General features: G+C 74.2%; 13 protein-coding genes. 8 read left to right on the top strand and 5 right to left on the bottom strand.

Translation table 11 applies throughout. The features are described from left to right. Positions 1-80 precede the first annotated feature (80 nt). Complete coding sequence (locus tag ACFQ8Y_RS16195) at positions 81-614, bottom strand: DUF1992 domain-containing protein (RefSeq protein ID WP_430586138.1); 534 nt, start codon at positions 612-614, stop codon at positions 81-83. A 77-nt stretch (positions 615-691) separates the two neighbouring features. Between ACFQ8Y_RS16195 and ACFQ8Y_RS16190 the strand changes: the two genes are divergently transcribed. From ACFQ8Y_RS16190 to ACFQ8Y_RS16170, 5 genes are all read left to right on the top strand, one after another. Continuing rightward, on the top strand, positions 692-1,294 hold the full coding sequence (locus tag ACFQ8Y_RS16190; protein ID WP_430586137.1) for a TetR/AcrR family transcriptional regulator: 603 nt from the start codon (positions 692-694) through the stop codon (positions 1,292-1,294). 167 nt (positions 1,295-1,461) lie between these two features. Then, on the top strand, positions 1,462-2,178 hold the full coding sequence (locus tag ACFQ8Y_RS16185) for an ABC transporter ATP-binding protein (protein WP_430586136.1): 717 nt from the start codon (positions 1,462-1,464) through the stop codon (positions 2,176-2,178). Further along, complete coding sequence (locus ACFQ8Y_RS16180) at positions 2,178-3,101, top strand: hypothetical protein (RefSeq protein WP_430563822.1); 924 nt, start codon at positions 2,178-2,180, stop codon at positions 3,099-3,101. The genes ACFQ8Y_RS16185 and ACFQ8Y_RS16180 overlap by 1 nt, the downstream gene beginning before the upstream one ends. A 140-nt stretch (positions 3,102-3,241) precedes the next feature. Then, positions 3,242-4,564 carry a sensor histidine kinase gene (locus ACFQ8Y_RS16175; protein WP_430552183.1) on the top strand — a complete coding sequence of 441 codons (1,323 nt, stop codon included), beginning with the start codon at positions 3,242-3,244 and terminating at the stop codon, positions 4,562-4,564. After that, a complete protein-coding gene (locus ACFQ8Y_RS16170) occupies positions 4,561-5,220 on the top strand; it encodes a response regulator (RefSeq protein WP_430552182.1) in 660 nt (219 codons plus the stop codon). Before ACFQ8Y_RS16175 ends, ACFQ8Y_RS16170 begins: the two co-directional genes overlap by 4 nt. A 9-nt stretch (positions 5,221-5,229) precedes the next feature. Here ACFQ8Y_RS16170 and ACFQ8Y_RS16165 read toward each other — a convergent pair whose 3' ends face one another. After that, complete coding sequence (locus tag ACFQ8Y_RS16165; protein ID WP_430586135.1) at positions 5,230-5,685, bottom strand: hypothetical protein; 456 nt, start codon at positions 5,683-5,685, stop codon at positions 5,230-5,232. Positions 5,686-5,895: 210 nt separating this feature from the next. Between ACFQ8Y_RS16165 and ACFQ8Y_RS16160 the strand changes: the two genes are divergently transcribed. Beyond that, positions 5,896-7,374, top strand: coding sequence for an alpha-amylase family protein (locus tag ACFQ8Y_RS16160; RefSeq protein ID WP_430586134.1), 1,479 nt, complete (start codon positions 5,896-5,898; stop codon positions 7,372-7,374). Between the two features lie 70 nt (positions 7,375-7,444). Here the strand turns inward: ACFQ8Y_RS16160 and ACFQ8Y_RS16155 are convergent, their stop codons facing one another. Then, positions 7,445-8,023: a TetR/AcrR family transcriptional regulator gene (locus ACFQ8Y_RS16155; RefSeq protein WP_430586133.1), complete on the bottom strand. Its 579-nt coding sequence runs from the start codon at positions 8,021-8,023 to the stop codon at positions 7,445-7,447. Positions 8,024-8,124: 101 nt separating this feature from the next. Between ACFQ8Y_RS16155 and ACFQ8Y_RS16150 the strand changes: the two genes are divergently transcribed. Then, entirely contained in the window at positions 8,125-8,511 is a 387-nt protein-coding gene (locus ACFQ8Y_RS16150; protein WP_430586132.1) for a DUF1304 domain-containing protein, read from the top strand. Positions 8,512-8,543: 32 nt separating this feature from the next. Beyond that, positions 8,544-9,560, top strand: coding sequence for an NADP-dependent oxidoreductase (locus ACFQ8Y_RS16145; protein WP_430586131.1), 1,017 nt, complete (start codon positions 8,544-8,546; stop codon positions 9,558-9,560). Between the two features lie 16 nt (positions 9,561-9,576). Here the strand turns inward: ACFQ8Y_RS16145 and ACFQ8Y_RS16140 are convergent, their stop codons facing one another. Then, positions 9,577-10,308, bottom strand: a complete 732-nt coding sequence (locus tag ACFQ8Y_RS16140; protein ID WP_430586130.1) for a class I SAM-dependent methyltransferase — start codon at positions 10,306-10,308, stop codon at positions 9,577-9,579. Positions 10,309-10,380: 72 nt separating this feature from the next. After that, complete coding sequence (locus tag ACFQ8Y_RS16135; RefSeq protein WP_430586129.1) at positions 10,381-10,866, bottom strand: hypothetical protein; 486 nt, start codon at positions 10,864-10,866, stop codon at positions 10,381-10,383. Positions 10,867-10,902: the final 36 nt, after the last annotated feature.

The following is a 10,902-nucleotide window of genomic DNA, read 5'->3' as shown; positions in this document are numbered from 1 at the left end:
CCAGGTTACGGGTCCGCGCCGACAGGGGCAGTCGGTCCTCCACAGGGACCACCGGCGGAGGGCTTCCGTCAGCGTCCCCGTCAGCGTGCCCGGCGACGAGCCCGGCCAGCCCTCCGGCGGGGACGGTCCTCCGCGGCCGCCGCCTCGGCCCGTGCCTGCGCGCGCGTCTCCGCGGCCCGGGCGGCGCGTCGCTCCGCCCAGGCGGCCAGCGTCGCCTCGACGTCGCGCGGCATGGTGACCAGGGGTGGCCCGGCCGCGGGCTGGTAGCGGGCGCGCAGGACGCTCTTGTTGAACTCCTCGACCTCCTCGCGCACGTCCTCCTCGCTCCACAGCTCGTCGAGGCGCCCGTCCAGCGCGGCGTCGTCCTTGCGCAGCTGGATCGAGGGCGGCAGCACCACGAGCTTCTCGCGCCGCATGAAGGCCTTCAGCCACCAGTCCGGGTCGTGGAGGTCCTGCAGGTCGAGCGGCTTGCCGCTGCCGGGCAGGTCGTCGAACTCCCCGCGTTCGATCGCCCTGCGGATGTGCATCTCGGCGAGCAGCGCGATCGCCACCTCGTCGTCGATGGCCACCGCGTACGGGTTGAAGAACGCGGGGGGCACGCTCGGCTCGGTCATCGTCCCTCCCGTCGGACATTGTTTTCGGTCAACTGTATTATTTCCACGGTACGACACACACGGGGAAGGGGAGCCGGTTGCCGAAGCTGGTGGACCACCAGGAACGACGCGAGGCGATCGCGCACGCGCTGTGGCGGGTCGTGGACCGGGACGGCTGGACCCGGGCGACCCTGCGCGACGTCGCCCGCGAGGCCGGGGTCTCGCTGGGGCAGCTGCAGCACTACTTCGCGTCCCGCGCGGCGATGCTGACCTTCGCGATGGAGTTCGCCGCCGAGCAGACCTCGGACCGGGTCGCCCGGGGACTGGCCGACCTCGACCGGCCGCCGCACCCCCGGGACGTGCTGCGCGTGGTGCTCACGGAGATGCTGCCCCTGCACCCCGACGCGCGTGCGTCGAGCCGCATGAGCGCCGCGTACGTCCTGGAGGCGCTGCACGACCCGGCGCTGCGCAGGCAGGCGGCCCTGGGGCTCCGCGAGGGGCGCGCACTGGTCGGGCGGCTCGTCCGCGAGGCGGCGGCGCAGGGCCAGATCTCCCCGGACCGGGACCCCGACGTCGAGACGGACCTCCTCCTGGCGCTGACCGGGTTCACGCCCCTGCTCGAGCTCGGCGTCATCGAGCCCCGGGCCGTGCTGGCGGCGATCGACCAGCACCTCGACCGCCTCTTCGCCGCGTCGTCGTGACCCGGCCGGCTCGACGTCCGACCGGGTCCTGACCGCGCGACCTCCCCCGAAAGGCGCAACCCGGGTTCCCCCCTCCGCCTCAAGACCCGGGCCCCCGCCGCCGGGGAGGCTCGGGGTACCGGCGCCGGTGAGACGACGGGAGCGCCGGACGACGAGGGAGGGGACGGATGACCACCATCCGGATCGAAGGGCTGCACAAGTCCTACGGCGGCTTCGAGGCCGTGCACGACGTCGGCTTCACGGCCGAGCCGGGCCGGGTCGTGGGCCTGCTGGGCCCGAACGGCGCCGGCAAGAGCACGACGCTGCACGTGCTGCTCGGACTGGCCCGCGCGGACGCCGGCACGGCGACGTTCGACGGCCGACGGTACGCCGACCTGGAGCACCCGGCGCAGGTGGTCGGGGCCCTGCTGGACGCGGGCGGGCTGCACCCCGGGCGTACCGGCCGCGACCACCTGCGGGTGCTCGCCGCGGCGTCGCGGCTCCCCGCCCGCAGGGTCGACGAGGTGCTGGCGGCCGTCGGCATGATCCCCGCCGCGGACCGCCGTGTGCGCACCTACTCGCTGGGGATGAAGCAGCGCCTCGGCATCGCCACCGCGCTGCTCGGCCGCCCCGAGGTCCTGGTGCTCGACGAGCCCGCCAACGGCCTCGACCCCGCCGGCATGCGGTGGCTGCGCGAGCTGCTGCGCGCCTTCGCCGACGACGGCGGCACGGTGCTGCTGGCCAGCCACGTGCTCGGCGAGGTGGCGCAGGTCGCGGACGACCTGGTCGTCATCGGCCAGGGCCGCGTCGTCGCCGCGGGCACGCTGGGCGAGCTCGTCACCACCGACCGGAGCCTCGAGGACGTGTACCTCGATCTCACCGCCGCCACCGAAGGAGTCCGCTGATGTCTGCCGTGTTCAGGGCCGAGCTGCTCAAGCTGCGCAGCACCCGGACGCCCTGGGTCATCGGGGTCGTCGCCCTCGCGGGCATGGCCCTGGTGCAGGTCCTCACCCTCGTGCTGCCGCGCACCCTGCGCACCCTGGAGTCGCTGGGCGGGGCGGACGCCGGGTTCCACGTCGGGCCGCAGATGTCCCCGGCGGACACGAGCGAGCTCCTGTCCGGGCTGGCCGCCGCCACCGACCTCGGGTCCGCCGCGGCCCAGCGCTCGCTGCTCGACCTCATGGGCACCGGCCCCGGCGGGTCGGCCTCCAGCGGCGTCACCGCCCTCTGCCTGCTGCTGCTCGGCGCGCTGGCGGCCACCACCGACTTCCGCACCGGCGGCATCGTGCCCACGGCGCTCGCCGTGCCGGACCGGCTGCGGATCCTCGCCGGCAAGGCGGGCGCGACGGCGACGGCGGCGCTCGCGATCGGGGTGGCGCTCGCGCTGGTCACCGCGGTCGGGCTGGTCCTCGCGGTCGCGACGACGCCCGGCGCGAGCCTGGCGATCGGGCCCGGCGAGGCGCTCGGCGTCTGGGCGCGGGGCCTCGCGGTGATGGTCCTGCTCTCGTGGCTGGGGCTGGCCGTCGGTACCCTCGTGCGGGGGCAGGTCGCGGCGATCGTCGTGGTCGTGGCGCTCGCCCTCGTGGAACCGATGATCCAGGCCGCCGCGCTCGTCCTCACGGGCGGCGCGACGGCGGCGACGTCGTGGCTGCCGATCACCCTCGGCTCCCTCGCGTCCGCAGGGCAGGGCGCCGCGCAGCTCTTCGGCGCGACGACGGACGCCGGCCCGGCGGTCGGGGTCGCCGCGGCGCTGACGGGGCTGCTCGCCTGGGCGGCCGTGCTGCTCGTCACGGCGGGAGCGGTGTTCCGTCGCCGTGACCTCGCCTGATATCAGATCGATACCCGCCTGACCAGCGGAGACGTGTCTCGCCCGGCCCCGGGACGGCGTACCGTGGGCCGGGCTCGACAGCCATCCGAGATCCATCCAGACAGCCATCCAGACAGCCATCCGACACCGACGGAGGACCCGTGCTCGACGTGCTGCGCCGGCGGCTCGACGCCCTCGGCGTCCGGACCCCCACGGGCCGCGACGCGCTGCTCGGCGGCGTGGTCGCGACGCTGTCCGTCGCGCTGCTCCTGGTGCTGCTGGAGGTCGTGTCGTCGAGCCTCGGCGAGTCGTTCGGCGCCCAGGCCTCGGTCGACGGGATGAGCACCGGTGCGCTGGTGGCGGCGTGCGTCGTCCTCGTCGGGCAGGCGATGGCGCTCACGCTGCGCCGCCGGTTCCCGATGCTGTGCCTCGCGCTGGTGCTGCTCGGGCAGCTCGCCCTGGCGCCGCTGCTGCCCCCGTACATGAACTTCCAGGCGCCGGCCACGCTGATCGCCGCCTACTCGGTGGGGGTGCACGCCCCGCGTCGACCCGCCCTCGGCGCCGCGGCGGGCGCCGCCGTCGTGCAGGTGCTGCTCGGGTACGTCCTGGGCGGGCCGGCGTCGTCGGCGGAGCTCGGCGTGCCCGTCGGCACCCAGCTGTGGGGCGGCCTGGTGTCCGCGCTGGTGGTCTACCTCGGCGCCGTCCTCGTCGGCGCGTACATCGGCACCCGGCGCGAGCTGCTGGCGCAGCTGCGGGCGCGCGTCGCGCAGGCGGAGCGGGAGCGGGAGGCGCTCGCGGCCCAGGCCGTCCTCGCGGAGCGCGGCCGCATGGCCCGTGAGCTGCACGACGTCGCGGCCCACCACCTGTCCGGGATCGTCGTGCAGGCGGCCGCCGCCGAGCGGCTCGTCACGGGCGACCCCGAGCGGGCGAAGGAGTCGCTGCGCTGGATCCGCGGGCAGGGTCGGGAGACGCTCGACAACCTGCGGCTCGTCGTCGGGATCCTCCGCGACACCGGCGAGGGCGACGACGCGCCCTCCGCCCCGCAGCCGACGCTCGCGGACGTGCCCCCGCTGCTCGACCTCGCCCGCAGCACGGGTACGCGCGTCCAGGAGACGCGACGTGGCGAGCCCTACGACCTGCCGCCCACGGTGCAGCTCACGGTGTACCGGGTGCTCCAGGAGTCGCTCGCCAACGCCCGCCGGCACGCGCCGGGCAGCGCCGTCGACGTCGAGACCGTGTACGACGAGGACGAGCTGGCGATCACCGTGCGCAACGGGCCCGCCGACCGGTCGGCGGCGACCGCCCCGCCGCAGGAGGCGGGCCCGGGGCACGGCGTCATCGGCATGACCGAGCGCGCGGAGCTCGTCGGCGGACGGCTCACCGCTCGGCGCACGTCCGGCGGCGGCTGGCTGGTGCGGCTGGTCGTGCCGCGCCCCGCGGACGCCGAGGACCCGCGGGTGCCTGTCGGGCAGGGCGCCCGATGACGCGCGTCGTGCTCGTGGACGACCAGGCGGTAGTGCGCGCCGGGTTCACCGTGATCCTGCAGAGCGAGGGCCTCGAGGTGGTCGGGGAGGCGTCGAACGGTGCGGACGCCGTGCGCGTGGCCCGCCGGGAGCGGCCCGACGTCGTGTGCATGGACGTGCGGATGCCCGGAGGCGACGGCATCACCGCGACGCGCGAGCTCGCCGGTCCGGGCGTCACCGACCCGGTGCCCGTGCTGGTGGTGAGCACCTTCGACCTCGACGACTACGTGTTCGGTGCCCTCGAGGCCGGCGCCTCCGGCTTCCTGCTCAAGGACGCCGAGCCCGAGGTGCTCGTCGACGCCGTGCGCCGCGTCGCGGCGGGCGACGGCCTGGTGGACCAGACCCTCACGCGCCGCGTCATCGACGAGTTCGCGCGCCGCCGGGGCCCGGTCGTGGCCGACCCGCGCGCGACCGGTCTGCTCACAGCGCGCGAGCAGGAGATCGTCGCGCTGCTGTGCCGCGGGTCGTCCAACGCGGAGATCGCCGCGGCCCTGTTCCTCGAGCCCAGCACGGTGAAGTCGCACCTCAGCCGGATCATGACCAAGACGGGCGCGCGCGACCGCGTGCAGCTCGTCGTGTGGGCCTACGACTCCGGGCTGGTCGTCCCGGGCGCCTGATCTGCCCGGTCAACCGTTCCCGGCGTCCTCGATGAGCCACCCGTCGTCACCCTGCGTGAGGTAGTACGTCCAACCGAACCCGCCCTCGGGGATGGAGCCGTCCTCGGCGAAGAGTCGCCAGTCGACGTCGAACCCGGCGTTGACCTGGCCGGTGCCGACGGTCTCCAGGCCGGTGACCGTCAGGCTCGCGGCGTCGTGGCACATGGACTCCGTGGTCGTGGCGAACGACGGCGCGGTGAGGTCCTGCGCGGTGCCGCAGTCGTGCGCGTCGATCGCGTCCAGGTAGGCGCGCACGACGTCTTCGGCCGTGGCGTCCGAGGGCGGCGCCGCGACGTCGGCGGTCCGGGGGAGAGGGAGGATCTGCGCCACCCCGAACGCGACGACCACGACGACGAACGCCAGGGGTAGCCATCGTCCGACGCGACGTCGTCGTCCCACGGTGGCGGGGACGGTCTCGGCCGACATGCTCGGAGGCTAGCCGCGCACCTCACCGTGCGCTCTGCCGTCGCCCGGGTAGACAGTCCCGCAATTCTCTGCAATGTTGCTGCAAGGAGACAATGCGCACTCCCGCTTGTCGCCACCGCGGCCACCCGCCGTGCACGACACCCCGGCACCGCCGCCGGGGGAGAGCCGGCGGGCCCTCACGAGGGTCCGTCCGACCCGAAGGAGACAGCAATGACGCACGCACGCACCACGCGCTCCCGACGTCGACAGGCCGGGCGGGCGGTCGCCGCCATGGCGGCAGCAGGACTCACCGCCGCAGGCCTGGTCGCGACCGCGATCCCTGCCAGCTCCGAACCGTCGTCGGCCGCCGAGGAGCCCGCCGCCGCGGCCGACGTCGCGCACGGGGACGTCATCCTCACCATGTTCCAGTGGACATGGACGTCCGTCGCCGAGGAGTGCGCCAGCACGATCGGCCCGGCCGGGATCGACGCCGTCCAGGTGTCGCCGCCGCAGGAGCACATCCAGGGCGCCGCATGGTGGACGTCGTACCAGCCGGTGAGCTACCAGATCGAGTCCAAGCTCGGCACGCGCGAGGAGTTCGAGGCGATGGTCGACGCCTGCGGTGAGGCTGGTGTCGGCGTCGTCGCGGACGCCGTCATCAACCACACCACCGGCGCGGACCAGGGAGCCGGGACCGGGGTGGCGGGCACGTCGTTCGCCGTCGACGACTTCCCCGGCGTCCCGTACACCGCCGCGGACTTCAACGACTGCCGCGAGAACATCGCGAACTACGGCGACCGGGACGAGGTGCAGAACTGCCGCCTCGTCTCGCTCCAGGACCTGCGCACGGGCTCGCCCGACGTGCAGGACAAGATCGCGGGCTACCTGAACGACCTGCTCGACCTGGGCGTGCAGGGCTTCCGCATCGACGCCGCGAAGCACATGCCTGCGGAGGACCTCGCGGCCATCAAGGCGAAGCTGAGCGACCCGGACGTCTACTGGGTGCAGGAGGTCATCGGCGCGGGCGGCGAGCCGATCCAGCCGTCCGCGTACGTGGGCAGCGGCGACGTGCACGAGTTCGACTACGCCCGCCAGCTCAAGAACGCGTTCGGCGGCCAGCTGGCCGGCCTGCGGGGCGTCGCCGACGGCAAGCTGCCGTCGGACCAGGCCGGCGTCTTCGTGACCAACCACGACACCGAGCGCAACGGCGAGACGTTGACGTACAAGGACGGCGACGCCTACCGGCTCGCCACCGTGTTCATGCTCGCGTTCCCGTACGGCTCGCCGTCGCTGTACACGGGCTACACGTTCGACGACAAGGACGCCGGCGCGCCCGGTGCCACCGCGACGAGCGTGCCCGACGCCGACTGCGACGGCGGAGCCTGGAGCTGCATCCAGCGCGACCCTGCCGTCGCGGGGATGGTGAGGTTCCACCACGCCGTCCAGGGCACCGACCTCACCGACTGGTGGGACGACGGCGGCGACCGGATCGCCTTCGGCCGCGGCGACGCCGGTTTCGTCGCCCTCAACAACGGTGACGGCGAGGCGGAGCACACCTACACGACCTCGTTGCCCGCGGGCGAGTACACGAACGTCGCGGCCGGGGAGGGTGCGGCCGCGACGTACACCGTCGCCGCGGACGGGACCTTCACCGCGACCGTCCCCGCCAACGGCGCGGTCGCGCTGCTGCCGGCAGGCGCCGACGGCTGAGCTCCCGGCACGGCGGGCGGGCGGTCGCGGCCGCCCGCCCGTCGCGCCTGCGAGGACCTGCCGGGTGCGGTCAGTGCTCGAGGACCTCGACGGCGGTGTCCAGGCAGTGCAGCGCGCTCGGCGGATCCACGCGCACCAGCGTGAACGCGCTGATGACGAGGGCCGTGCAGACGTCGGCGAGCCGGTCGACGTCGGCGTCCGCGGCGTCCGGCCGCCTCGCGACCACCCCGCGCCGAAGGGCGGCGCGCAGCTCGGCGCGGTAGTCGGCGACGGTCCGCCGCACGGCGTCGTCGGCCGCGATGGGCGAGCTGGACGTGTTGACGAGCAGGCAGCCCGAGGTCCCCTGGACCTCGTCCGCGCGGGCGAGCGCCGCGCGCAGCCCGGTGAGGTACTCGACGAGCGCGCCGGGGGCGACGTCGTCGGCCACGAGCGGGCGCAGGCGCGGCCGCACGACCTCGTCCAGGTAGCTCTGCACGGCGGCGTCGAAGAGCCCGCGCTTGGAGCCGAAGGCGTGGTAGATGCTCGACCGGTTCAGTCCCGTGGCGCGCTCCAGCGCGGGGACGGACGCCTCCGCGTAACCCTCGCGCCAGAACACCTCGCGGGCCGCCCGGACCGCCTGCTCGGTCTCGAACCCCTGCGCCCTGCCCATCGTGCCTCCAAGTTGTGCAACGCTCGTTGCAGTATATACAGTGGACCGACCGTTACAGAATCGAACCGGCCGACCGCGCCGGGCAGGCAGCAGGGGGACCGATGGTCGTCGCAGGGCTCGTCCTGGCAGGGATCGCCGCCGCGCTCCACGTGTACATCTTCTGGCTCGAGTCCCTCGCGTGGACCACGCCGCGGGCGCGCGCCACGTTCGGCACGACGGAGCAGGAGGCCGCCGCCACGCGCGAGCTGGCCTTCAACCAAGGGTTCTACAACCTGTTCCTCGCCGTCGTGACGACGGTCGGCGTCGTGCTCGTCGCCGCCGGCAGCACGGGCGCCGGCGCGGCCCTCGTCCTGGCCGGCACGGGCAGCATGCTCGCGGCCGCCCTTGTCCTGTTCCTGTCGTCCCCCGGCAAGCGCGCTGCCGCCGTCAAGCAGGGCACCGTGCCTCTGCTCGCCGTCCTCGCGCTGGTCGTCGGCCTCGCGTCCTGACCCCCCGTCACCGGAAGAAGGCACCACCCCGCATGTCCTCGATCGTCAGCACCCAGGTCCAGCTCGCCGCCCGCCCCACCGGGTGGCCGGCGCCGGACACCTTCCGCACCGTCCAGGTCACGTACGGCGACCTCGAGCCCGGTCAGGTCCGCGTCGTCAACGAGTTCGTCTCCGTCGACCCCTACATGCGCGGTCGCATGAACGACGTGAAGAGCTACACCCCGCCCTACGCGCTGGGGGAGACCATGACGGGTGGCGCGGTCGGCCGCGTCGTGGAGTCCACGTCCGACGACGTCCCCGTGGGTGCGGTCGTGCTGCACCAGCACGGCTGGCGCGACGTCGCGCAGGAGGACGCGCGCGGCTTCCGGGTCGTGCCCGAGATCCCGGGCGCGCCCCTGTCGCTGCACCTCGGCATCCTCGGCATGACGGGTCTCACGGCCTACGTCGGCCTCACCGCTATCGCGGGCCTGAAGCCGGGCGACACGGTGTTCGTCTCGGGTGCCGCGGGGGCCGTCGGCACCGCCGCCGGCCAGATCGCGCGGCTGCTCGGCGCCGAGCGGGTGGTCGGGTCGGCAGGGTCGGCCGAGAAGGTCGAGCTGCTCACCTCGAAGTACGGCTACGACGCGGCCCTCGACTACAAGGACGCGCCCGTGCGCGAGCAGCTCCCCGCGCTCGTGCCGGACGGCGTCGACGTCTTCTTCGACAACGTCGGCGGCGACCACCTCACCGCGGCCCTCGACGTCATGAACGACGGCGGACGGGTCGCGCTCTGCGGCGCCATCGCCGGCTACAACTCCACCGACCGCCTGCCCGGCCCGGACAACATGGCGAACCTCGTCACCCGCGGGCTCCGGCTCGAGGGCTTCACGCTCGGCGGGTACCTGCACCACGCGCCCGCGTTCCGCGAGCACATGGCGGGCTGGTTCGCCGACGGGAAGATCGCCTACGACGAGACCGTCGTCGACGGCATCGAGAACGCCCCGCAGGCGTTCCTCGACATGATGCGCGGCGCCAACACCGGGAAGATGGTCGTCCGCACCGCGCGCTGAGCTCGCGTCGGCCGCGTCAGCCGGGCTCGGCCGCCCGGGCGACGAAGACCCACTCCAGACCCGGGCGGTCGGGGGCGTCGCGCACCTGCTCGACGACGTAGCCGGCGTCCTCGAGCGACGCCACCAGCTCGTCGTGCTCCCGGAACCGGAGCGTCGAGTCCGAGCGCAGCACGCGCCCGTCGGCCAGGACGAACGTGCCGCGGAACGTCACGAACGGCAACGAGACGTCGACCAGGTCGGTCCACGTCTCGACGACGCCGAACCCCGGCACGTCGTCGCGGCGGTGCGTGCGCTCGCGCGTCCAGCGCTCCCAGAACCGCTGAGCCGGGTCGCGGGTCTCGAACACCAGGTGCCCGCCGGGGACGAGGGCGGCGTGGGCGCCCCGCAGTGTCGCCGACCACGCGTCGTCGGTGCCGAAGACCTGCGCGACGTTGCCGGTCATCGTCGCGAGGTCCGTCTGCAGCGGCGGCAGCGTGGTGGCGTCGCCGTGCAGCCACCGCACGCGCTCGGCGCCGGGCTTGCCGCGCGCTACCTCGAGCGAGGCGCCCGCCGGGTCCACCCCGACGACCTCGAACCCCTCCGCCGCGAGCAGGCACGCGAACGTGCCCGTCCCGCAGCCGACGTCGAGCACGCGGCGCGCGCCCAGCTCGTGGGCGAGCGTCAGGTACGGGACGAGGTCGCGGCGGTCCGGGTCGAGCGGGTCGTACAGCCGGGCGAGCGTGGGGTCGGCGAAGACGGCGTCGGGCACCCATCGACCGTAGGCCGGGCCGTGCCGCGCGGTCACAGGGAATTCCGCGGGGTGCGGGACGTCCGGGACGTCTCAGCGGATCCGGGTGTGGGTCATGACCCAGTTCACCGGCTCCCAGGTGGGGCCCTCGTCGAAGGAGAAGTCCTGCTCCCACCGGGGACGCGGGGAGTCCGTGTCGAGCCACCGGAACCGGGCGAGGATCGTCCTGCCCTCGTGCTCGAAAGGGCCGACGAAGGTGCCGACGCCGTCCGTGAACGTCCCCTCGACCGGGGGGTCCAGCCGACCGGGCTGGCTCGTGGATGCCCACCAGATCCGCCACACGTCACGTGACGGGTCGTACAGGCGGAGGCTGTGACCGCTGAACCGGGACCCGTCGGGCAGCGTGCCGGACGTGTCGTCGGCGTTGCCGAGGCCGTCGAGGATCGGCCCGGCGACGGCCTCGGTGTCGAACTCGGCCCAGGTGCCCGTCGTCGACCCCGGGGCCAGGGGCTCGGTCCAACGGCGATGACGGACGTGCCACGCGCCGAACAGGAAGTCGAAGTCGTGCTGCGTCCCCACGGGTCCTCCTCGTCGAACGTGCCGGGCCACGAGCCT

The sequence above is a fragment of the Isoptericola sp. NPDC056605 genome (assembly GCF_042792795.1).
Classification (GTDB): Bacteria; Actinomycetota; Actinomycetes; order Actinomycetales; family Cellulomonadaceae; genus Isoptericola.
This window is presented reverse-complemented; position numbering and strand designations above follow the sequence as displayed.